At 34.4% G+C, this 24,248-nt stretch carries 24 protein-coding genes; 19 read left to right on the plus strand and 5 right to left on the minus strand.

Annotation, left to right across the window (positions count from 1 at the left end):
- Window positions 1–20 precede the first annotated feature (20 nt).
- Entirely contained in the window at window positions 21–1,124 is a 1,104-nt protein-coding gene (locus tag MUN42_RS00300; protein ID WP_243342274.1) for a glycosyltransferase family 1 protein, read from the minus strand.
- An 11-nt stretch (window positions 1,125–1,135) separates the two neighbouring features.
- Window positions 1,136–2,284 carry a hypothetical protein gene (locus MUN42_RS00305; protein ID WP_243342275.1) on the minus strand — a complete coding sequence of 383 codons (1,149 nt, stop codon included), beginning with the start codon at window positions 2,282–2,284 and terminating at the stop codon, window positions 1,136–1,138.
- A gap of 85 nt (window positions 2,285–2,369) precedes the next feature.
- Between MUN42_RS00305 and MUN42_RS00310 the strand changes: the two genes are divergently transcribed.
- Genes MUN42_RS00310 through MUN42_RS00355 form a run of 10 tightly spaced genes read left to right on the plus strand, consistent with a single transcriptional unit; the run spans window position 2,370 to window position 12,152 of the window.
- Window positions 2,370–2,693, plus strand: coding sequence for an ATPase V (locus tag MUN42_RS00310; protein WP_243342276.1), 324 nt, complete (start codon window positions 2,370–2,372; stop codon window positions 2,691–2,693).
- Window positions 2,680–4,611, plus strand: coding sequence for a V-type ATP synthase subunit I (locus MUN42_RS00315; protein WP_243342277.1), 1,932 nt, complete (start codon window positions 2,680–2,682; stop codon window positions 4,609–4,611). The genes MUN42_RS00310 and MUN42_RS00315 overlap by 14 nt, the downstream gene beginning before the upstream one ends.
- Entirely contained in the window at window positions 4,604–5,077 is a 474-nt protein-coding gene (locus MUN42_RS00320) for a V-type ATP synthase subunit K (RefSeq protein ID WP_243342278.1), read from the plus strand. The genes MUN42_RS00315 and MUN42_RS00320 overlap by 8 nt, the downstream gene beginning before the upstream one ends.
- A gap of 15 nt (window positions 5,078–5,092) precedes the next feature.
- A complete protein-coding gene (locus MUN42_RS00325; protein WP_243342279.1) occupies window positions 5,093–5,647 on the plus strand; it encodes a V-type ATP synthase subunit E in 555 nt (184 codons plus the stop codon).
- Between the two features lie 9 nt (window positions 5,648–5,656).
- Window positions 5,657–6,706 carry a V-type ATPase subunit gene (locus tag MUN42_RS00330; RefSeq protein WP_243342280.1) on the plus strand — a complete coding sequence of 350 codons (1,050 nt, stop codon included), beginning with the start codon at window positions 5,657–5,659 and terminating at the stop codon, window positions 6,704–6,706.
- Window positions 6,699–7,010 (plus strand): V-type ATP synthase subunit F, encoded by a 312-nt coding sequence (locus MUN42_RS00335; RefSeq protein ID WP_243342281.1) that lies wholly within the window; start codon window positions 6,699–6,701, stop codon window positions 7,008–7,010. The genes MUN42_RS00330 and MUN42_RS00335 overlap by 8 nt, the downstream gene beginning before the upstream one ends.
- A gap of 10 nt (window positions 7,011–7,020) precedes the next feature.
- Window positions 7,021–8,778, plus strand: a complete 1,758-nt coding sequence (locus MUN42_RS00340; protein WP_243342282.1) for a V-type ATP synthase subunit A — start codon at window positions 7,021–7,023, stop codon at window positions 8,776–8,778.
- The gene (locus MUN42_RS00345) at window positions 8,778–10,145 is read left to right on the plus strand and encodes a V-type ATP synthase subunit B (RefSeq protein WP_243342283.1); all 1,368 of its coding nucleotides are present in this window, start codon (window positions 8,778–8,780) and stop codon (window positions 10,143–10,145) included. Before MUN42_RS00340 ends, MUN42_RS00345 begins: the two co-directional genes overlap by 1 nt.
- 9 nt (window positions 10,146–10,154) lie before the next feature.
- Window positions 10,155–10,784 carry a V-type ATP synthase subunit D gene (locus tag MUN42_RS00350; RefSeq protein ID WP_243342284.1) on the plus strand — a complete coding sequence of 210 codons (630 nt, stop codon included), beginning with the start codon at window positions 10,155–10,157 and terminating at the stop codon, window positions 10,782–10,784.
- A gap of 24 nt (window positions 10,785–10,808) precedes the next feature.
- Entirely contained in the window at window positions 10,809–12,152 is a 1,344-nt protein-coding gene (locus MUN42_RS00355; RefSeq protein ID WP_243342285.1) for a hemolysin family protein, read from the plus strand.
- Here MUN42_RS00355 and MUN42_RS00360 read toward each other — a convergent pair.
- Both MUN42_RS00360 and MUN42_RS00365 read right to left on the minus strand, forming a co-directional pair.
- Window positions 12,149–13,354, minus strand: coding sequence for an MFS transporter (locus MUN42_RS00360; protein WP_243342286.1), 1,206 nt, complete (start codon window positions 13,352–13,354; stop codon window positions 12,149–12,151). The genes MUN42_RS00355 and MUN42_RS00360 overlap by 4 nt on opposite strands.
- Before the next feature lie 638 nt (window positions 13,355–13,992).
- Entirely contained in the window at window positions 13,993–14,352 is a 360-nt protein-coding gene (locus MUN42_RS00365) for a helix-turn-helix domain-containing protein (RefSeq protein ID WP_243342287.1), read from the minus strand.
- A gap of 753 nt (window positions 14,353–15,105) precedes the next feature.
- Between MUN42_RS00365 and MUN42_RS00370 the strand changes: the two genes are divergently transcribed.
- Genes MUN42_RS00370 through MUN42_RS00410 form a run of 9 tightly spaced genes read left to right on the plus strand, consistent with a single transcriptional unit; the run spans window position 15,106 to window position 23,073 of the window.
- Window positions 15,106–15,897 carry an SDR family oxidoreductase gene (locus MUN42_RS00370; RefSeq protein WP_243342288.1) on the plus strand — a complete coding sequence of 264 codons (792 nt, stop codon included), beginning with the start codon at window positions 15,106–15,108 and terminating at the stop codon, window positions 15,895–15,897.
- 18 nt (window positions 15,898–15,915) lie between these two features.
- Entirely contained in the window at window positions 15,916–17,154 is a 1,239-nt protein-coding gene (locus tag MUN42_RS00375; protein WP_243342289.1) for an MFS transporter, read from the plus strand.
- A 1-nt stretch (window position 17,155) separates the two neighbouring features.
- Entirely contained in the window at window positions 17,156–17,947 is a 792-nt protein-coding gene (locus MUN42_RS00380) for an amidohydrolase family protein (protein WP_243342290.1), read from the plus strand.
- A gap of 47 nt (window positions 17,948–17,994) precedes the next feature.
- Complete coding sequence (locus tag MUN42_RS00385; protein WP_243342291.1) at window positions 17,995–18,981, plus strand: 2-keto-3-deoxygluconate permease; 987 nt, start codon at window positions 17,995–17,997, stop codon at window positions 18,979–18,981.
- Window positions 18,982–18,991: 10 nt separating this feature from the next.
- The gene (locus tag MUN42_RS00390; protein WP_243342292.1) at window positions 18,992–19,285 is read left to right on the plus strand and encodes a UxaA family hydrolase; all 294 of its coding nucleotides are present in this window, start codon (window positions 18,992–18,994) and stop codon (window positions 19,283–19,285) included.
- A gap of 17 nt (window positions 19,286–19,302) precedes the next feature.
- Window positions 19,303–20,475: a UxaA family hydrolase gene (locus tag MUN42_RS00395; protein ID WP_243342293.1), complete on the plus strand. Its 1,173-nt coding sequence runs from the start codon at window positions 19,303–19,305 to the stop codon at window positions 20,473–20,475.
- Window positions 20,476–20,497: 22 nt separating this feature from the next.
- A complete protein-coding gene (locus tag MUN42_RS00400) occupies window positions 20,498–21,397 on the plus strand; it encodes a dihydrodipicolinate synthase family protein (protein ID WP_243342294.1) in 900 nt (299 codons plus the stop codon).
- A gap of 33 nt (window positions 21,398–21,430) precedes the next feature.
- The gene (locus MUN42_RS00405) at window positions 21,431–22,222 is read left to right on the plus strand and encodes an IclR family transcriptional regulator (RefSeq protein WP_243342295.1); all 792 of its coding nucleotides are present in this window, start codon (window positions 21,431–21,433) and stop codon (window positions 22,220–22,222) included.
- On the plus strand, window positions 22,219–23,073 hold the full coding sequence (locus MUN42_RS00410; protein WP_243342296.1) for a fumarylacetoacetate hydrolase family protein: 855 nt from the start codon (window positions 22,219–22,221) through the stop codon (window positions 23,071–23,073). The genes MUN42_RS00405 and MUN42_RS00410 overlap by 4 nt, the downstream gene beginning before the upstream one ends.
- 19 nt (window positions 23,074–23,092) lie before the next feature.
- Here MUN42_RS00410 and MUN42_RS00415 read toward each other — a convergent pair whose 3' ends face one another.
- On the minus strand, window positions 23,093–24,172 hold the full coding sequence (locus tag MUN42_RS00415) for a sugar diacid recognition domain-containing protein (RefSeq protein ID WP_243342297.1): 1,080 nt from the start codon (window positions 24,170–24,172) through the stop codon (window positions 23,093–23,095).
- Window positions 24,173–24,248 lie beyond the last annotated feature (76 nt).

A 24,248-nucleotide genomic window follows, 5' to 3' on the forward strand; every position in this document is an offset into this window, starting at 1 on the left:
TACTAGGATCAGAATCTCTCTTAATTCATTAACTTTAGATAAAAATCACTTAGGTACTTGGTGGTTTCTTTTATATCAAAGCCAGCGTTCTTTATCACTTGGGACATATCAGATCTTTCGTAAGGGAGGGCGGCATCGATGGCCTTAACCCATGGGTCTACCCCCTTATCTATAGGGATAAATTCTACAAGGTTAGTTAGTTTTGACCTCCTATCAATAGTATCAGCTAAGAGGGTCTTTAGTCCAGCTGTCTGGGCCTCTATGGAGGATATGGCCATGCCCTCATAGAGTGATGGGAGGACAAAGATATCCACTGCTTGGAGAATTTCGTTAACATTTCCGACTGAGCCCATAAAGTTTACTTTGTCGTTTAGTCCGTAGCTACTTACTTTATTTTCTATATCCTTCCTTAGTTCTCCTTCTCCTAGCAAGACTAGCCTGTATGAAGGGTCTTCTTCTACTAAGTTTTTGAAGATATCTATAAGAAAAGTGTGGTTTTTGACCTTGTTAAATCTTGCAACGTGGCCGATTACTTTTTTACCTTCTAAGTCTAGGTCTTTTCTAAATTTTGCCCTAATTCTTGGATTATGAGTGTATTTTTCTATATCTATACCATTTTTTATAACTATAAATTCTTCGCCATCATTTTTTTCATCACCGAACATCCACTTACCTGCATCATTGGAACAGGCAAAGTGGTAGTCGCTTTTTTCATAGATATTGTTATTTAATAGTCCCATTATTTGACCCTTATAACCCTTTATGTGGCGGGTGTTGTGGCTATGGGCTATGGCAATCCTACCATTAGCTCTAACAGTGCTCATTATGATAGACATGATAGATTCCTTGTGACAGTGGACTATCTTGTATTCAGGGTGATCCTTCAATAACTTATTCCAAGAACTTTTGTAGCTGACATGATTTATGAGTCGATAGGGAGCTAGCCTATAGATTTTGCCACCCATGGACCTTATTTCTTTTTCGTAAGCACCCTCTTCTTCGTGGTGGACTAGGAAGTCAAACTGGATTTTCTCCCTATCTATCTTCCTATAAATATTCATAACTAGGGTCTCTGCCCCACCCCTATTTAGGGTTCCAAAAACGTGTAGTATTCTAATTGTCATATAAATATCTCCTAATTTTGTTCTATACTTTGTATTATTGAATTGCTCATCAGATTTGTTTTATTAGATTCTGCCATAGGGCCTAGGACAAAAAAAGTAATAAAATAATCCTTGCTTTCTACTACAAATTTATCTCCATCCAATGTAAAATTAGGCATATACATCCTAGCCTTGCTTCTTACATAAGAAAGCCCGTTTTTCTCGCCAAATTCTAACTTAGATCCTGTTACAATATTTTCAGAGTAGACAAGGCCACGGTAGTCTAGGTTAAAGACATCCATGATATCCCTATCTTCCTTGTCAAATGCTATAGTGATTATTTTTGATACCATATCCCCTTCCTTTTTGACAGAGAAACTGTTTAAGTTTTCCTTACTATGGTCAAGTAGGAAGTTTTCTGGGATCTTGCTACTTATCTTACCCAGCTTGATAGACTTTGTTGCAAAGATATCCATATAGGAATCATAAGTTCTAAAGGACTTTTGGATGTCTATAGGGTCATCATCTATTCTAAAGGCTCCCGTCAAGATATCTTCCATCAAGTAAGGTGAGGCTTGGGAGAGGGAGGGGTCCTCATAGATTGTAAAGTGGATCATAGACCCAGGAGTACCTATCAGAAAATGTGTCATTTGGTACTTATCCCCTTGGCTTACAAAATAGGCACTTTCAACATTGGATAATTTGTTATTAACCACCTCACTTAGGAGTTTTTCATCTGGATTTCTCTTGTTAAGGAGTATCTTGGTCGCATCATATATGTCGCTTTCTTGGAGGATTTCCATATCCTTAACTTCCTTAAGGGAGATATAGATGCTATATGAGTCACTGTAGGGAAAGTCTATGTAGTAGGTATCCCCATCTGAAAAAACCTGGCAGCGGCTAGGAATTCTTATATTTAGTCCACTTAGCTCGATTAGCCTTCCGTAGTCAAGATTTGCTAGCTCACTTTCCCTATAGGCTTCGTCGTTTTTACTCTTGATTTCTGTAGGAAAGTCTAGACCCTGGGAAGACCTATTTAGGGAAGTATCCACTGATAGACCTAGTTTTTCCAAAGGATAGGCGAGATTTGTATTTGGATGTGTATTTGCTTCTTGGCCCATATTTATTCCACAAGATGATAGGAGAATAAGGATAGCCGCTAGTAATAAATTTTTAATCATAACTTTCCCTTTTTTTAATTGTAGTATACTACTATATATTCATATTTTATGATATAATTTAATATATGGCAATAGGGGGTGAAAGATGGCGCAAGATATGCTTGAGAAAGTCCAAGAAGCCGAACGAGAGGCTAAAGAGACTGTTGAAAAGGCAAAAATAAAGGCTCGTGAAATCGTTGATAAGTCAAGAACTGACAGCGAATCCGAGTACAAAAATATTGTTAGGGATGCAAAAGAAAAATCTCAAAAGATTTTGGATGAAGCCTATGACCTTGCTAAGCAAGAAAAACAGCCAATTATAGATGAGGCAGAGGCTTATGCTAAACAAATCAAAGAAATCGACCCAAGTCGTATCAAAGAGATTGTAAAATCCCTTAAGGAGGAGATTGTAGAAAATGGCAATAGTTAAAATGAATAAGTTTAACCTGTTAGCCTTTAAATCAGATATTTCGGATCTTCTTGATATTCTCCAAGGATTTAACTATGTACACTTTAATGACCTTAAAAGCGATGACGAAAGCATAGATGAGGTTTCAAATTCTAAAGCACTTTCTGATATAGATAGCAAGATAGACAGGGTCAATTATGCTACTGATCTTGTAAGAAGGGCAATGAGTAAGGCAGATGTCGATATTGACGATGATTTTGCTGAATACTCCCTAGAAGATGTTATCAAACAGGGAGAGAACTTTGACTTTGATCTTATTTATGATAAGTTAAGGAAACTTGCTTATGAGAAGGAAGAGCTAAATGGAGAAAAAAACGACCTAGCTAACAAGATCAAGACTCTAAGGCCTTGGCAAGATATAGGGGTCAACCTAAATGACCTATATGAGTCTGAGAGGGTTTTTGTAGAAACTGGGACTATAGCAAGTCAATTCTATGAGGATCTTAGAAAGACGATGGTCCAAAAGTCTTTGGATGAGTCCCTTGTAATGAAGGTCTATGAGGAAGATAAAACAGCCTATTTGATTTGTCTATCCACCAAGGAAGAAGAAAATGACTTTGTCGAACTTCTAAGAGAATATGGTTATAGCAGGGTTAGAGTTAATTCAAAGGGTTTTATTAAAGATCAGATACTTGATCTAAGTGAGGCTTATAAGCTTAAGGAAAAAGATCTCGGAAATGTTGAGAAAAAGATTTTAGATTTTGGAAGATACCTAAAGGATTTTAATATCTACCAGGCCTACCTACTAAATATGAGAAAAAAAGAAGAATCAAATGAATTTTTCTTAGCTACAGATCAAATGAATCTCATAGAAGGTTATATACCAAGCGATTATAATGATCAATTTGTAGCCGACCTTGATGAAGCTTTGGGGGAAAGCTATATTGTTGATATTAATGAGGCTGATAAGGACGATAGTGATGTTCCAATTATCCTCAAGAATAATAAGTTGGTTGATCCTTATGAAGAAGTTGTCAAAACTTATTCTCTACCTAAGTATAATGAACTAGATCCATCATCTGTGGTTGCAGTATTCTATACTATATTTACAGGTTTTATGATCGGGGACTTGGGTTATGGTCTGCTTGCAGTAATAGGAATATTAGCCCTATTTAAGTTAAAGAAATTCCCTAAGGAAACTGAGAAGATGCTAAGGCTATTTTTGAGGATTTCTGTATCAGCCTGTGTATTTGGCTTTATATTCGGATCAGTTTTTGGAGGAATAGTCGATGTACCATTTGGTTGGATCGATACCCAAAGTGATATAGGTACTCTTATAACCCTATCCTTGGTAATAGGAGGTATAGCACTTTTTGCTGCTCTAGGAGTCAAGGGATATATGCACTTTCGTGATGGAAAGCCTCTAGATGCTTTCTATGATGTAGGCTTTATATATATGACTGTTGGTGGAGCTATAGTGTTTTTCTTGAAGGGATCAAATATAGCTAAGTGGATAATGGTTATAGGAATAGTCGGTATATTCTTATTTGCAGGTAGAGCTGCCAAGGGTATAGGAGCAAGGCTTGGATCAGGTGCCTACGAAGTCTATGGACTTACATCTTGGATAGGTGACTTCGTATCCTTCCTAAGACTTATGGCCCTAGTTTTATCTGGAGGCTTTGTGGCTTATTCAGTAAATATAATAGTACAGATGCTAGCTGGAGCAGGCATAGGTGGTATAATAGGAGGAGTTTTAATCTTTGTAGTATTCCAACTATTTAATATGTTCCTATCTTACCTATCAGCTTATGTTCATGGGCTTAGACTTATATATGTTGAGATGTTCAATAAATTTTATGAAGGTGGCGGAGTTAAGTTCCGCGAGATGGTAGAAGATACTAAATTTGTCAAAATAATAAGAGGAGGAGACAATGAGTGAATTTTTTGTTGAAAATGGTGGTATAGTTTTTGCAGTACTAGCAATAGCTATAGCTACACTAGTAGCAGGTATGGGAAGTGCAAAGGGAACAGGTATGACAGGTGAGGCTGCAGCAGCTCTTACAGTTGAAGAACCTGAAAAGTTTGGTAAAGCTTTGATCTTACAACTTCTTCCAGGTACCCAAGGTCTATATGGATTCGTAATTGGTTTCTTTATGCTAAACATCGTAAAGAGTGGAAATGTTGATTTTGCTACAGGACTTTACTTACTAATGGCAGCCCTACCAGTTGCAATAGTTGGATACTTTTCAGCAATAAGACAAGCAAGAGTAGCAGTTGCAGGTATCAATATCCTTGCTAAAAACGAAGGTGAATTTATCAAGGGCGTTATTTATTCAGTAATGGTTGAGTTGTATGCAATTCTTGGATTCGTTATTTCCCTTCTACTTGTACTAAACATTCAATAATGTAAGGAAAAGATTATGGGTAATCTTGATTTAATCTTAGAAAGCATTATTGAAAAGGGAAAAGCTGAAGAAAAAGAAATCTTAGATACTGCACATAACAAGGCAGAAAAAATAATAAGCGAAAAAACAAGTCAAGCCAAAAAAGAAGCCGACCAAATCCTTACCAAGGCAAATGAAAGAAAAAAATCAATCCTTGCAAACGAGAAGGTATCCTCAAAGAGGATAGCAAGGGATATAGGAATAGGAGCTAAGAACCAAGTTATAGATCAAGTCATAGAGAAACTTATAGAAGAGCTTAAAAATATGGATGATGAATCCTACAAGAAATTCGTCCTAAATTCTCTAAAGGCCTATGACGGTATAAGTGGAGTCTTGATCCTCCAATATGACAAGAAAGATGCCCTTGATGAAAAGGACCTACCTAAAGGAATTAAGATAGATGAGGGTAGTGTAGACGAAGGTTTTATTATAAGGGATAAGGACGTTGAATACAATAACACCTACACATCTCTTATAAAATATAATATAGACGATATTAAGAAGACAATATCAGATAAGTTATTTAAGTGAGGTGATTAGATGAAGCAAGATGACTATATAGGCGCATCTATATCGACTCGTATTAATGAGAAAAACCTTCTAACCAGGTCTGACTTTGAAAGGCTAAATGATCTGGATACTATAGATGAGGTTTTGAACAACCTATCAGATACAATATATAGGGATTCCATAGATGAGCTTTCAAATGCCCAAGAATATGAAGAAATCCTAAAGAAAGAACTAAAAAGATCCTATGCTTTGCTAGAAGAGCTAGCACCTGATAACAAAATCCTAAATTACATGAAGGAAAAATACCACTTCCACAATCTAAAGGTCATGGTAAAGGAAATTATCCAAGGTAAGGACTACAAAAATCTTTATATGGACCTAGGTGGTCTAGACCTAGCCTTTATCAAAAAGAACTTGATCAAGGAAGAAAAGAAAGATAGCTTTGATTTTGTTCTAGGAGATAAGAAAGAAGAAGACCTACCAAGGGAAGAAAAGTATTTATCCTTTGCAAAGGTGGCTTTAGAGAAGTTTGAAGAAAGTAATAATCCCCAAGATATAGACTTGAGTCTTGATAAGGACTTTTACCAAATGAAATTAAAAGATGCCAAGGAAATGGACTCAGAGAAACTAATAGACTTCACCAGGGAAGAGGTAGATCTTACTAACCTTGTTAGCCTACTTAGGGTAAAGAGTCAGGATGAATCACTAGATCTCCTAAAGGAAAGTCTTATAGATGGGGGATTTATCAGTAGGGATAAGTTTATAGATTATTTTTCTTATGATATAAATAGGATAAGGGAAGCCATGACCAATACTAATATTGGAAAATATGTCAAGGACATCCTTAAGGATGATAGAAACATAGATGAGATGATTATGGCTCTAGAAAAAGTAATTGATGATCATTTGACTGATTTTACTATTGATAGCAAGATGGTTACCTTTGGACCAGAAGTCTTGATGAACTTCTTGATATCAAAGGAAATTGAAATCAAAAACCTCAGGATCCTCCTAGTAGCTAAGCAAAATAATCTTGACAAGGATCTTACTTTAGAAAGGCTAAGGAAGTCATATGTATGATGTAGCAGTAATAGGAGATAAGGACTCAGTACTTGCTTTTAAGGCACTTGGAGTTAAAGTTTATACAGCAATAGATGGAAATGATGCAAAAAATATAATAGAGGACTTGGCTAAAGAAAAGACTGGAGTTATCTTTATTACTGAAGAATTTGCCAAAGATATTCCATCTACCATTGATAAATATAGAGAAGAAATGGTTCCGGCAATCATCTTGATTCCATCAAACAAGGGATCAATGGGTCTTGGTCTAAAAGATATAACCAAGTCAGTTGAAAAGGCTGTCGGAGCAAATATTTTAGATTAAGGAGCTTAATTTGAATAAAGGTAAAATTACAAAAGTATCAGGACCCTTGATAGAGGCTAGCGGACTAAGTGATGCTAATATCTATGATGTGGTCGAGGTATCAAAAGATAAGCTCATCGGCGAAATAATTGAGATGAGAGGCGATGTCGCAAGTATCCAAGTCTATGAGGATACAACAGGCATTGGCCCTGGAGATGAGGTAGTATCAACAGGCCATCCCCTATCAGTTGAACTAGGACCTGGTATGCTTGAGAGGATGTATGACGGCATCCAAAGACCTCTAGAAAGACTAGAAGACTTGGCAGGAGAATTCCTAAAGAGGGGGGTAACCTCACCAGCCCTAGATAGGGAGAAGGTTTGGGAATTTAAGGCCCTTGCCAAGGTCGGTGATGAGCTTCTAGCAGGAGATATCCTAGGAGAAGTTGAAGAAACTAGCATTATAACCCATAGAATAATGCTTCCCTATGGTATCGAGGGCAGGGTCAAAGAAATAAAGTCCGGTGAATTTAAAATCGAAGATACCATTGCAATTATAGAAACCAAGGATGGGAATAAGGAAGTCTCCATGCTACAAAAATGGCCAGTTAGACAAGCCCGTCCAGTAAAAAAGAAGATTGACCCAGTAGAGATGCTTGTTACAGGTCAAAGGGTTATCGATACCTTCTTCCCAGTAGCCAAGGGGGGAACAGCAGCTATACCAGGACCATTTGGTTCAGGAAAGACAGTTATCCAACACCAAATAGCAAAATTTGCCGATGCTGACATAGTTATCTATGTAGGATGTGGTGAGCGTGGTAATGAGATGACAGACGTACTTAATGAATTCCCTGAGCTAGTTGACCCTAAGACAGGCGAATCCATAATGAAGAGGACTGTCCTTATAGCAAACACCTCCAATATGCCAGTAGCAGCCAGAGAGGCTAGTATCTATACAGGAGTAACCCTTGCTGAGTACTTTAGGGATATGGGTTACAACGTAGCTATGATGGCAGATTCAACATCTAGGTGGGCAGAGGCCCTTCGTGAGATGAGTGGACGTTTGGAAGAGATGCCTGGTGATGAAGGATATCCAGCCTACCTTGCAAGTAGGGTAGCAGACTTCTATGAAAGAGCAGGTATAGTTGAGGTTCTAGGAAGTAAGTCAGAGATAGGATCCCTTTCCCTAATCGGAGCAGTATCTCCTCCAGGTGGAGACTTATCAGAGCCAGTTACCCAAGCTACCTTGCGTATAGTAAAGGTATTCTGGGGACTAGACTATGACTTATCCTACCAAAGACACTTCCCAGCTATAAACTGGTTAACATCTTATTCCCTCTACCAAGATAAGATGGATGAATATATAGACAAGGAAGTTAATGAAGACTTCTCCAAGAATAGGAAGAGATCTATGAGCCTACTCCAACAAGAACAAGGCTTACAAGAAGTAGTTAGACTTGTAGGACGTGATGCCCTATCAGATGATGACAAGTTAAAACTTGATGTAACAAGGTCATTAAGAGAGGACTTCCTCCAACAAAACGCCTTCCACGATGTTGACTCATACTGTTCTTTGACCAAGCAAGAAAAAATGCTAGCGATTATCCTATACAACTATGATAAGTCCCTAGAAGCCCTACAAAATGGGGTAGAACTTGACAAGATCGAGAAACTTCCAGTTATAGATAAGATTACTAGGTTAAAACTAACTAGTGAAGATGAGCTAGAAAGGATTGACCAAGTCAAAGAAGAAATAGATAAGCAAATTGAAGAGCTAATAAGGGAGGCATAATGTTAAAAGAATATAAAACAGTTTCTGAAGTAGTCGGACCCCTTATGCTCGTAGAAGGAGTCGAGGGAGTAAGCTTTGATGAGCTTGTAGATATCAAGATGCAAACAGGAGAAAGGCGTCGTGGTCGTGTTATAGAAATCGATAAGAACCGTGCCATGGTACAACTTTTCGAAGGATCTACAGGTATTAACCTTGAGTCAACCTCAGTAAGATTTTTGGGAAGGCCACTCGAACTTGGAGTATCTGAAGATATGATAGGTAGGGCCTTTAATGGACTTGGTGAGCCAATAGATGATGGCCCAAGCATCATCCCTGAAGAAAAAAGGGATGTTAATGGTGTTCCTATAAATCCTGTATCAAGGGACTACCCTTCAGAATTTATCCAAACAGGAATATCAACAATAGATGGACTAAACACCCTAGTACGTGGACAAAAACTTCCTATATTTTCTGGAAACGGACTTCCTCACAACCAACTAGCAGCCCAAATAGCTAGACAAGCTAAGGTATTATCAGATGATGAGGGCTTCGCAGTAGTATTTGCAGCTATAGGAATAACCTTCGAAGAAGCTCAATTCTTCATGAAAGACTTCCAAAAAACAGGAGCCCTAGACCGTTCAGTATTATTTATAAACCTAGCAGATGACCCAGCCATAGAGCGTCTATCTACACCAAAGATGGCCCTTACAGCTGCAGAATACTTGGCCTTTGAAAAGGATATGCAAGTACTTGTAATAATGACAGATATGACCAACTATGCCGAGGCCTTGCGTGAAGTATCAGCTGCCCGTAAGGAAGTACCTGGTAGACGTGGTTACCCAGGATACCTATATACAGACCTTTCAACTATATATGAAAGAGCAGGAAAGCTCAGAGGAAAACCAGGAACTATCACTCAAATTCCTATATTGTCTATGCCAGAAGATGATATCACCCACCCAATACCTGATCTTACAGGCTACATTACAGAGGGACAAATCATCCTCGATAGGTCACTATATAACCAAGGTATAGAACCTCCAGTATCAATCCTACCATCCTTATCAAGACTTAAAGATAAGGGTACAGGAAAGGGTAAGACTAGAGAAGATCATGCAGACACCATGAACCAAATATATGCAGCTTATGCATCAGGTGTAGATGCAAGAGAGCTTCAAAAGATCCTAGGAGATAGTGCACTATCAGATGCCGACCTAGCCTTTGCAGAATTTGCAAAAGAATTTGAGGAAAGATATATCAATCAAGGCTACTATACAAATAGGTCTATTGAAGAAACCTTAGATTTGGGATGGGACCTCCTAAAGATCCTACCTAAAAACGAGCTTAAGAGAATTGACGATAAGCTAATAGAAAAATATTTAGATTAGGAGTAACTTATGGCAAGATTAAAAGTAACGCCAACAAGGATGAATCTAAATAATCTTAAGGAAAGACTTGCCACAAGCAAGCGTGGCTATAAGCTCCTAAAAGATAAGCAAGATGAGCTTATGAGACAATTTTTGGAATTGATTAGAAAGAACAAGGAACTAAGGCAGGAAGTTGAAGAAGAGCTATCAGCATCCTTCAAAGACTTTCTCCTAGCAAGTGCCTTTATGAGTCCAGAATTTATGGAAGAGGCAGTAAGTTTTCCAACCCAAAAGGTAGGCGTTGATATAAGTATCAAAAACGTCATGAGCGTTAGAATCCCTAAAATGGAATTTAAGGTTGAAGAAAATAAAAATGCGAGTATGTTTCCTTATGGATATGCACAAACATCGGCAGGACTTGATAAGGCGATCAAGGGACTAAACCATGTAATGGATAAACTCCTAGAGCTTGCTGAAATCGAAAAGACCACCCAACTTATGGCTGACGAAATCGAATCAACCAGACGTAGGGTAAATGCCTTGGAGTATAGGACAATTCCAGACCTTGAAGAGACGATAAAATATATTAGAAGCAAACTAGAAGAAGATGAAAGAGCAACAATATCAAGACTTATGAAGGTAAAAGATATAATAGCCTAATAAGTCATAAAAGAAGGAGTATAAATGGACCACTGGCCCTATCATAGTTTAATAACTGGCCTTTTGATAATAGGATTGCTTGTCCTAAATGGAATATTTACAGCAATCCACACTAGTCTAATAACCATAAACACATCAAAATTAAAAGAAGAAAATAACCCCAATAGCAATGTCGATTCGATACTAAAAATCCTATCAGATCAAGATAGGCTAAACCAGTCCTTTGACATAGTAAATATAGTCTTATCCTTGTTTACAATAGCCTATTTTGCTAAGAGAATCAGAGAAGTAGACTTTATAGACCCCTTTTCAATAAAGACCATAACTTTTATAGGGATAATCCTATATGCTATACTCAAGGTAATCTTTGTAGATAAGATCCCTCAAAGAATTGGAGTAAGGTTTCCTATGGAAATAACTAATTTGACCCTGGGTCTCACTAGATTTATCTTGGTTATAACCAAACCCATAGTAGTATTTTCTACCTTTGTTACCAACCTTTTTATGAAGGCTTTTGGCATAGAAGCCAAGAAAATCCAGAGGGCAGTAACAGGAGAGCAAATCAGATCCATAATCCAAATAGGAGAAGACCAAGGAATCCTTAGAGAAATGGAATCAAAGATGATCTACTCCATAATGGGCTTTGATGACCTACTTGCTGAAGAAATAATGACTGCTAGAACAGATGTCTTTATGATCGACATAAACGATAGGGATAGGGAATACCTAGATGAGTTTATGAAAATTAAACACGCAAGAATACCAGTTTACCAAGACGAAGTAGACAACATCTTGGGTATAGTCTACACCAAAGACTACCTACTAGAAGCTACAAAAGTCGGAATAAGAAACGTAGACATCAACAAAATTCTAAGACCTGCCTACTTTGCTCCTGACAAGATCGAAGCAGACAAACTCTTTTCTGATCTTCAAAAAAACCACATCCACATGGCAGTTCTGATAGACGAATATGGAGGATTCTCTGGAGTAGTAACAGTAGAAGACCTAATCGAAGAAATCGTAGGGGACATAGACGATTCCTATGACAATGATACACCTGAAATCAAAGAAAATGATAAAGACGTATTTGTAGTCAAGGGCTCTGTCGCAATAAAAGACCTAAACGAAAAAATAAACATAGATATAGACGAAGACAACGAAAACTTCGACTCCCTAGGAGGCTTTATCATAGACAAACTAGGCTATGTACCAGAAGAAGGATCCAATGTCAGCTTTGAGCATAAGGGATTTGAAATAAAAATCCTCTATATAGAAGACAAAAGAATAAAAGCCGTTAGGATTAGAAAAATAAAAAACAAAAGAGAAAAAATAAATAGCGAAGAAAATCAAGAAAAAGCAGTGGACTAGGCTGCTTTTTTTCGTAAAGATACAAGTCTTGAGGTCAAAAATAATTCTGCAATAATTACTATAAGACTTATAACAATCAAGGTCATCCTCAAAGATAAAAACTTTAAAATAAAAGAGAAGATCAACAAACTCATAGAAGCGACTAGTCTTTGAAGAGTTGAATTAAATGAAACAATGGAGCTTATCCTTTCTTTAGAAACATACTTATTTAATAAATAGTTAGATAAGTATGAAATGAGCATAAAAAAGAATAAGACAACTAAGTAAAAAATTATATACAATAAATTATTATAACTTATTAGTTGTAGGGCTATAGATAATAGGGATATAAAAAATACTATATATAACTTACTCTTTTGAAAATCTTCCAGATCAATCCTATATACAAAAATATTTACTAACTGAAATATAAGATAGGAAAGATAAAAGTAATCTTCTTTAATTCCTATATCCAAAAAAATAGCCTGCCAGTAATGGAAATGAAATTGTAAATATACCTGTAAAATTATTAAAGAAAGTATAGCATATTTAGTAATTCTATTGGTTCGAACCTCTTTCAAGGAAGAAAATAAGTGCTCTTTAAAATCTGACACTCTTGATACCTTTATTTTCTCATTATCAAGACTCTTATAAAATAATGAAGCTATTATAAAGGCAAAGCATATAAGAATTAAAGAAATAATATAAATGTTTATATCTATCATCCTATACAAGAAAAATCCTATTCCGCTACCTAATATGGATCCTATAAGTCCTATATAATTACTTCTCCTAAAGAAAGTCTTGTAATAATCCTTTTTATATTCTTTAATATTATTTATAATATCGCTATCTAAGGTTCCTGTACTCAAAGCCTGTGAAAGCCCATAAGAGAACCAGCCTATACACAAAATATAAAAAGAATCAAACTTCAATATAAGGAAAAATCCCATAAACAAAAAGACTGTTGAAATCATAAAAGTTCTCTTTCGTGATACCTTATCAGAAATCACACCACTAGGAAGTTCAAAAATAAGCATAGCTAAATTATAAAAAAATTGAATAATAGCAATTTGATTAATTAAGATACCCTTATTTAACAAAATAATAGTGAGGATGGCATGGGGAAAAGTTATAGCTATAACCATTAAAATCTGAATGATGTAGTAAACTTTTATATTTTTATTTATTATGTTAATAGAATTTTGAGAAGCTTTATCCATCACAAATTTCACACCTGCCTTTTTTAATATATGCTAATGGAGATAAGTTATATATAATAAATATTACTTTAAAATAGAGCTGATGCAAAAGCTTTTATTGTTTATCCTTGATGAAACAACAAATAAATTCACATCAGATAGTGTAACGTAAGCTAATTAATTTGCACAAATGCCTAGCATATCATCCTTACCTTCTTTTTATCTAAACTATACTATAAATTAAAAAAAAACAAATAAATATAATAAATTAATTGGACTACATGCTAAATCATATGAACTTTCATTTTCCGAAAGTCCATAATGCTTGGAGATATTTTCGCATTTTAATTTCATATTGACCTCCCTATCTTATATTATTAGAGACCTAAGCATAGCTATTAAAGAGATTAGTAAAAGCAGACTTGGAATTATGATTATTTTAATTACATTTGAAGAAGAAAATGATTAAGAGTAAGTTAACCCCATAAAGTTAGACCTAATACCAGAGTTAGCATTAACCTCGGTCTGTAAATAATTTTGTGTATAAAGCTAAATCCTGATATTAGGGTAAGGGTTATGTATTTTTTATGTATCAATTCTTATCCTTTTCTATAGGAATGAGCTTGTTTTAATTTTACACAAGTTTAAATTATAATATTTTAGTCTATACTTATAAAAGCAAACCATAATACCATATAATCTTTAATGTTTCTAGGATCATAACCAGTAAATTCTTTTATTTTATTTAGCCTATATTGTATGGTATTCTTATGCATATATAAATTTTCTGATATTTTATTTATTGATCCATTGTATTTACCATATAAATTTATTAAGCTTTTATAAAATCTTAAATCTTTATTTGGTATATTCTTTAATATCATAAATGAGTATACATATATTTCTTTTGACTCTATTGAGGTTATTATTTTGCCAATATCTAGATCTTCATAAAAAGTTATCTTATTATTTGTGTATCCTCCATAGTATAAAATATTTTGTGTAAAATAGAAAAACATAATACAGGTAGCTTATTTAAAATGTTATTTGCTATTTCAGCCAATATTTAAATAAAAATATTTGACAAACGTATTCACCTAAGATATACTGTAAATGAAGACGGATATAAAGATATATTCGTAAATACGAACTAATTAGGGAGGTTAAATGTAAGGTAGATTTATTTTGAATATGGCAAGTTTATATTGATATGGTGCATTAGATAAATTGAGAAGTGCTGAGATATAGAAATTTTAAAAGGACCGATTTTCTTTTAGCCAAGCTTTTGAAATATTACAATATATCTGATAAAGTAACTGGTAATTTGTACAATTTGGAAAACGTTGGCTGCGGGTATTTTACAGCTAGCAAAGTAAATACGTAAAGTAAAAATATTGTGGACGGTTTAAAAGCTATAAGGGATTTTGATGCTGATGGAATTATGGCTAGAGCTGGTGGACCAATTATAGATACTGCCAAACTATTTCTATAATCAATGGGAACAACGAGTATGAAAAATGTTGAGGTATTTGTTGGAGAAGTGATAAGAAAAATTATGGTATTTCGATAATCGCTATTTCTACAACTGCCGGAACAGCTGAAGAAGTTGAATACCTCTAGATTTGAAGGAGATAGATAAATAGTCGACTATAAATTTTCTGGGAAAATCTCTTATGGATGTAAACCGGTACAGTCAAGGGAATCGATAATTGATGCAATCAAAGAACTTTATAGAAATTAATTTAGTATAAGTATAAATTAGGGAGGAAATTATGGATTTAAATTTAAAGGATAAGGTATTTATTATAACTGGTGGTTTCAAAGGCATAGGTAGAGCTATTTCTTTACAACTTGCAAAAGAAGGTGCAATACCAGTCGTGTTAAATAGGAAAAATGATGTAGCTGAAGAATATGAGAATACTTTAAAAGAAATAACTGATAATTATTCAATATATTATATAGATTTAAATAATACAGCACAAATCGCTCCTATTGTACAAGAGGTAGTAGATAAATATGGTAAAATCAATGGTATTGTTAATAATGCGGGAAGGAATGATAATCTAAGTTTGGAAGAAACAAGTTGGGAAGATTTTGAAAAATCAATTCATTCAAACTTAACCCATTATTATGAATTAGTCCATCAATCAGTTAAGTATTTAAAAGAGAGTAAGGGTGCGGTAGTTAATATTTCTTCTAAAACCGCTCTTACCGGACAAGGCAAAACATCAGCTTATGCAGCAGCTAAGGGTGCTATATTAGGACTTACAAGAGAATGGGCAGCTGCACTAGCAAAAGATGATGTAAGAGTAAATGCTATAGTTGTTTCTGAATCATGGACTCCACTTTATCAAGATTGGATAAAGACATTTGGTGATAAAGAAGAACAAGAAGCCAGATTAAAAGTAATAACAGATAAAATTCCTCTAGGAAAAAGAATGACGGATCCTAAAGAGATTGCGAATACCGCGGCATTCTTACTTTCTGATAGGGCATCACATACAACAGGCCAATGGGTATTTGTTGACGGAGGATATGTACACTTAGATAGAGCACTAAATTAATGGAGCGGATCGAATATAATGACTAATACAAAATATGATAAAAAAGCTAAAATAGCTATATATTTAGTAACCTTCTTATTCTTTGCTTGGGGGTTAACAATGAATCTGGTAAATGCATTGAATACTCCTATGGCAAATTATATGGAAATATCTCAAACTAAAGCGAGTTTGTTACAATTAGCCTACTATGGAGCTTACTTCTTTCTAGCTATACCGGCATCAATAGTTGCTAGAAAATTTGGCTATAAAGTTGGTATGATGATGGGTCTTTTGCTGTTTATAATAGGTGCTGTATTAACAATGCCCGCCACATACACAATGTCTTATGGTTTATTCTTGTTTGCTATGTTTGTAACGGCATCAGGAGCTGCTACATTGGAAACAAATTGTAATCCGTATATAACAAAACTAGGAGATCCTAAAAAAGAATCATTTAGACTAAATCTTGCTCAATCTTTTAACGGAGTAGGAAATATAGTCGGACCATTTATACTGGGATCTTTAATAGGAGAAACAATAGCTCCCGGACAAAGTGGATTTGAAGTGGCAAAAAGTGAATTTTTAACCGGAACCAGAACTATATACATCGGCATAGCAATAGCTATAGCAATAGTATTTTTGTTCTTCTTCTTTATAAAATTACCAAGCCCTGATAATGATGATGAACAAGTATCTAACGAATCAACACCTGTAGTTTTAAAAAGATTGTTCAATGTTAAGCACTTTAGATTAGGTGTTATTGCAGCTTTTATATTCATAGGACTTCAAGTCGTAGGAATGAGCTTATTTTCATCATATGCGATGGAATTTTGGAAAGGAATGAGTGCAGGAACGGCTACTAAATATCTATCAATAGTATCTTTACTATTTACAGTAGGAAGATTTATAACAACCCCTCTTATGAACAAGGTCTCACCTAATAAGATATTGGGAATATATATGACAATAAGTGCCATCTTAATGGGAGTCGTAAGTCTAGGATTCGGCAAATTTTCAGTAATAGCATTCATGGTTGCATATCTATTTATATCAATAGGTTTCCCAACAATCTATTCTCTATCCTTGGTTGGAATAAAGGGTAATGATGCGAAAACAGGAGCATCACTTCTTACAATGAGTATAGTTGGAGCAGCTTTAATACCAGTATTGATATCAGCAATCGGAGATAAATTAAGTTTACAAGTTGCAATGGCAATTACCGCCGTAGGATTTATATATTGTGCTTGGTATGGTTTTGTTGGATCTAAAAGGAGATAATATGGCAGAAAAATTGAAAATGATAGATACCCATTTTCATATATGGGATTTAAATAGGCAAAATTTACCTTGGTTGGATGACGTTAAAGAATTGCAAGCTAGCTTTTCTATTGACGATTATTTAAAAGCTTATGAAGACATAGATGATATAGATTTTAAGGGAGGAGTTTATGTTGAAGTTGATTCAGATAATCCTTACCTAGAAGATGAAATAATCTATGATATAAAGAAAAATAATGATAAATTATTAGGAGTTGTAGCCAGATCTGAAGTTTCGCCTTCAATGAGACTTCCTATATTTTCTATTGGAGTAAGAGAACCCCTACACGTAGATAGTTCAAAAAGAGGAAGATGCTTGGAAGATAGCTTTATTGAGGGAATAAAAGAATTAAGTGCCAATAAATTTACTTTCGATTCATGCAACAGGGTAGATGAATTGGGAGATTTAGTTAAATTAATGGAAAAAGTTCCTGATGCTAAGGTTGTCTTGAATCACCTGGGAAATGTAGAAAGTCTAAGCAGTGATTATAAGGATAATATGAAAGCATTAGCAAAATTTCCGAATCTGTATTTGAAAGTTTCAGGTTATCCAACAGGAGATAAGAAATTTGTAAAAGAACTATTACAATTTATAAAGGAGACTTTCTCAGCCGATAAATTGATGTATGCTTCAAATTGGCCTGTAATAAAGACTTATTCAAATTTAAAAGAGCACTTGAGTATATTGAGAGAAGAGTTTTACGATAATGAAGATTTCTTCTATAATAATGCTAAAAGATGCTACGGGTTATAGTGAGAAAATCTTATTTACAATAAAAATATAATAAGATAGGAGAATTTATGATTTTAAAATTTTTGAAAAAAATTCCTGCCGGAATGATGATTGTTCCAATGTTCATTTCATCACTTATAAACTCGTTTTTTCCCGATCTATTACAGATAGGTTCATTTACAACCGCTGTTTTTACAAGCGCTGGAACTTCTGCTATTCTTGGTGTGCAACTAGTTTGTATGGGGGCTCAGTTAAGAGTAAAGGAATTAGCAGAAGTTGTTAAAAGAGGCGGGGTTCTCCTTCTATCAAAATATATAATAGGAGCGATAATTGGAATTTTAATAGGTAAATTTTTTGGAAAAGAAGGTGTATTTGGTCTTACAACCTTGGCTATAATAAGTGCTATTACCAATTCCAACGGATCCATGTATTTGGCATTGAATGTTGAATATGGTGATGAAGTTGATCAGACAGCGATGAGTCTTTTGTCAATTAACGATGGACCGTTTCTAACATTGATTACTTTAGGAGCTAGTGGTTTGGCACAAATACCTATACAATCATTAATAGCTGTTATTGTTCCTATAGTCTTTGGTATGGTGATAGGTAATATAGATAAAAAAATGAGTGAATTTTTGGAACCGGGCATTGGATTACTTCTACCTTTTGTAGGAATAACTCTGGGAGCTGGTATCGATGTTAAAGGAATAGTTTCCGGTGGAGCTCCCGGTATACTTTTAGGAATAATTACAATTTGTGTAAGTGGACCTTTTGTAGTTTTGTGTGATAGGATATTTAATAAAAGGCCTGGATATGCCGGATGGGCAGTTTCATCAACAGCCGGAAACGCAATTGCAGTACCTGCAGTTGTTGCATCAATTGATCCTACCCGGGCACCTTACGTAGCAGCTGCAACTACTCAAGTAGCAGCATCTACAGTTATGACTGCTATATTTATTCCTATAATAACAGCTTGGCGGGCTAAGAAATTTGGCTCTCCAAAATATCCTTTACCGGGTCAAGATTTTAGTAAAAAAGATTGGAAGAAACAATAGGGGAGGATTTATGATAAATGCTTTAATTATAAATGAAAAAGATAATGTAATAGTAGCAATCGAACCTATAGAAAAAGGGGATGAGGTAGAGTATAAAGATCTAGATGGACAAATTAAAAAAGTTAAAGCTCTGGATAATATTAAGATATACCATAAAATTGCTATTCGTGATATAGCAAAGGATAGTACCGTTATAAAATACGGTGAACATATAGGATTTGCTCTAAGAGATATAAAAATTGGAGAACATGTCCACGACCATAATACTGAAGGTCGTCGTGAAGATCTGGAAGCTATTGAATAAGAAAGGAGACTTAGTTTATGACTAAAACTTTTTTAGGATATAAAAGAAGTGATGGAAAAGTCGGAATAAGAAATCATGTGCTTGTATTACCATGCTCTGTTTGTGCTTCAGACACAACCAGGATAATAGCCGGAAAATATGAAAACGCAGTTACATTTAATATGCAACTAGGATGTTCTCAAATTGGTAAAGATTTCGAATACACGGTAGATACAATATCAGGTTTCGCAGCAAATCCTAACATATATGCTACAGTTTTGGTATCTCTAGGATGCGAAACAGCACAAATTAAACTGGTAAAAGAAAGAATAGAAGAGAGAACTAATAAGCCTTTAAAATCTGTCGTTATACAAGAAGAAGGCGGAACTATAAAGGCTATTGAAAAAGCAAGTTCATATGTTGAAGAGTTCCTGGAAGAAGCGGATAAATTGGAAAGAGAAGAATTTCCGATATCAGAGTTAATCATGGGAACAGAATGTGGGGGTTCAGATCCTACAAGTGGACTAGCATCCAATGTACTAATCGGTAATTTGTCAGATAAAATGGTTGAAAATGGTGGTACTACAGTATTAAGTGAAACTACCGAATTCATAGGGGCTGAACATATACTGGCAAGACGAGCTAAAAATGACGAAGTTAAAAAAAGAATTTATGATATAGTTCATAGATATGAGGATCATATAAGAATCAATACTGGTGAGGAAGTAAGAGAAGGAAATCCGTCACCGGGAAATAAAGAAGGCGGTCTTACAACTCTTGAAGAGAAATCCCTTGGTTGTATACACAAGGGTGGAACGACAAGCGTAAATCAAGTTTATGATTATGCAAAAGATTTAAAGACAAAAGAAGGCTTAGTAATAATGGATACACCCGGCAATGACCCTTCATCAGTTGCGGGTATGATTGCAGGAGGATGCCAAATAGTAGTATTCTCAACGGGAAGAGGAACACCGACAGGTAATCCTATAGCACCTGTTATAAAAATTACAGGCAATAGAGAAACAGCAAAAAATATGGCTGATAACTTGGACCGGGATGCATCTCCAACTATATACGGAGAAAAATCTATGGATGAATTGGCAGACCAATATTTTGACGAATTAATTGAATTTTGTAATGGAAAATTAACAAAAGCTGAAGCATTGGGATATACTGAGCTTGCTATACAAAGGGGAGCGAATTTCGTATAAAATAAAGAATTTAGGAGGAAATATGTGTGAAATAATAGTACCGGTTGTTACGGTATTTGATGAAAATGAAAAGCCTGATTTTGAACAAAATAAAAAAGTTATAGATTTTCTGGTAGAAGGCGGAGTTGATGGAATTCTTGTTCTCGGTTCTACTGGAGAATTTACGGTCTTGGATTATGAAGACAAATTACAATTTGCAAAAGACTATTATGACTATACAAATGGTAGAGTAGATCTTTACTTTGGCAGTAATTGTCCATCATTTGAAGATACTTTGAATTTAAGTAATGAAGCTATTAAAATAGGCTACAAGGGAGTTATGGTAGTAGGTCCATATTATTATGGAACGGATGATGAAAAAATGACAATCTACTATGATAAATTGGCCAAAAATGTTGATGGTAATATTTATATATATAACTTCCCTGATAGGAGCGGTTATTCTATATCACCTGAGGCTTATAGAAAATTAGTGTTAGACAACAAAAATATAGTTGGTCTAAAAGATTCCGTTATGGAACCCCTCCATACTAATAGACTTTGCAGGGCTACTGAAAATTTAGGAACTAAAATTTATTCAGGTTACGATGACCAATTTTTGTATAATTTATCTACAGGTGGATCAGGTTGTATAGGAGCCTTATCAAACTTAGTTCCTGATATTTGGTCCGATTTGGTAAAATCAACCAGAGAAAAGGACTTCGATAGAATGTTCAAACTATCAGGATTAATCCATAAACTAATGCCTCTATATGACTTGGATAGTAACTTTGCTCATCTATTTAAAAGACTTATGGCTGTCAGAGGCGTTGATATTTCTTCCAAGTCAACATTCCCTTATGACCAATTGGATGAAAAAGTATTTGAAAAAGGTAAAAAATTATTGGAGAAAGTAATTGAAGAATACCAAGAATTAAAGTAGTGTGATATAATATACCATGAGACAGGAGGAATCATGGAAGAAAAATTGCACAACCCCACACTAAGGGTAGTTAAAATTCTTGAACTCGTTAATAACTATGAAGATGGGATTTCCTTTGCAAATATATCTAAGAAACTCTCTATTCCCAAAAGCACACTTAGTCCAATCCTAAAAACTTTAGAAAAAACAAACTTTCTCGAAAAAACAGACAAAGGATGCTATATAGCATCCTTTAAACTTTTTCAATTAGGTTTATCCTATTCCGGACGTCTTGATATTTTATCTATGATAAGAAAACAGATGGAAGTGGTAGTTAAAGAAATTGGAGAAATTGTTCAATTCGGTATTTTGGTAGATGATATGGTCTTATATTTGGAGAAGGTAAATGCCCATGATAACATCGAAATAGTAAGCTCCGTTGGCAAAAAGTTACCGGCAATAAATACCGCATTAGGTAAGGCTTTGTTATCAGAATATAATGACGATGAGATAAGAGAACAATATAAAAATTATGAATTTGTCAGCTACACAGAAAAATCAATAAAAAATGTCGATCAACTTCTTGAGCATATTTATAGGGTTAGACAACTTGGTTTTGCTACAGAAAATCAAGAATTTACTACAAATACATCTTGTATTGCAGTTCCTATTAGAGAAAATGGTGTTATAAAGGGAGCAATGTCTGCAACCTATCCTGTATTTAGAAAAACTGCAAATAAAGAAAAAGAAATTGCGAAAGTTTTGCTAGAACAAAAAGAAATAATAGAAGATATAATAAAAATACAAAATTTAAAATTGGATTTTGTAGATAGGAGAAAGCAATGAGGATATTCAATTTAAAGGTTGACTCCGGAGAGAAACTTGCAATAGAAAAAAATGACAAGCTATATTTACTTGAAGACTTGGGATACAGACTTAAGGATATGAATGAGCTTATAGATAGGGAGATCGACCTATCAAATATTGATTTTTCAAAGTCTAAGGCTTTAGACAAAACTTATAAAATCCAAAGCCCTATAGTTTTTCCCAAGCAAGATATAATTTGTTTGGGCATGAACTACTTGGATCACAAAGATGAAGTTGAGAAAGTATCAAAAGAAGATTTTTCTAAAGATGTAGATACCATATATTTTTCCAAAAGAGCAAATAGAATTTTGGGATTTGGGGACACAATTCCTTTGAATGAAAATATAACAAATCAATTTGACTATGAGGTTGAGCTTTGCCTAATAATTGGAAAAGATGCCAAAAATGTAAGTAAGAAAGAGGCATCCTCTTATATATTCGGGTTTTCCATATTCAATGACCTATCAGCCAGAGATTTACAAAGAAAATACAAGCAACGGTACTATGGAAAAAGTTTTGATTATTCTTCCGTAATGGGTCCTGCTATACTTATAAATGACGGATCATTTAATTATAATAATCTCGAATTGACTACCAGAATAAATGGTGAATTAAGGCAAAAAAACACTACAAAAAATATGATCTTGTCAGTCGAGGGCATCATAGAAGATTTATCAAAGGCAATGACCCTCAAAAAAGGCACAATAATAGCCACAGGAACACCGGCTGGTGTTGCTATGTCATCAGATTCTTTTGGATATCTATCTAAAGGTGATGAAATCCAAATGGAAATAGAAAATATAGGTGAACTTTATAATAAAATAGGCTGATTCATCATATAAGGTGAATTTAGCTTATACTTATAAAGGCAAAGTATAGAACCATATAATCATTTATTTTTCGTGGATCATAACCGGTATAATCTTTTATTTTATGAAGTCTATATTGGATTGAATTTTTGTGCATATACAAACTATCAGCTATTTTTGTTATCGAGCCATTATGAAAACCGTATAATTTTATTAGTTTTTTGTAAAATTCCAAGTCCTTATCAGGAATATTTTTTAAAATTCTATATGAAAATTCATATAAATCTTTAGAATCTATGGAAGTAATTAATCTACCTATATCAAGGTCTTCATAGAAAGTTAAATCCTTATCTGTATAAATTCCCCACATATAGGCCTTTTTTGCTTCCTCATAAAAATTGTTCGCATGCTTACAATAATAAAAACTTTTGCTTACTCCTATGTGAATTTTAAATCCTACTTTTTCTTTGATTAATTTTTCAATGTCACTTAACATTACTTTGCTTGAATCCTTATCGTGACCGATAAGAAGTATAATTAATTCATCCTGGATTAAACTAGCGTAGATTCCTAGAAACTTCATATTTATTTGTATATATTTTATTAATTTTTCCCTTTTCTCAAATTTATAATTATATGGGAATTTACTAAAAGCTAGAGTTTTAGTTGACTCATCAAATTTATCAGGTTTATAATTTAAATTTTCACTTTTATTATGGATCAAAGCCTCTATAAAATTTCTGGTATTTTCCTTTTCGAAACTTTGATTTTCTTTGATCCGTTCTTCTTTTAAAAGTATTTCGGTCATCTTTTTAATTATAGTTCCATATTTTTCTACTTCCTTTCCGCCTGAGATGCCTATGACTCCAATAACTTCATTATCGAATTCTATAGGTAGATTAATTCCGGGTCTTGATCCCTTATATTGATATCTATTTTCTATATAAATTGTCCTATTTTCCGCTACACATTTTTTGCTTGCCTCATGATAAGTGTTTATCCTGTCAGGATCTGTTGATGCTATTATGTATCCTTTATTATTCATCAGATTTATATTTTGATTTATAACGCCCTTTAGATTATAGACTATCTCTTGGGCTAAATTTTTTGATATTTTCATATAATCCCCTCTTAATTGTTACACATAACAAGAAAATTTTCAATATATTCGGTATTTTTCATAATCTATAATATTA

This window comes from Anaerococcus sp. AGMB09787, from assembly GCF_022808955.1.
Lineage (GTDB): Bacteria > Bacillota > Clostridia > Tissierellales > Peptoniphilaceae > Anaerococcus.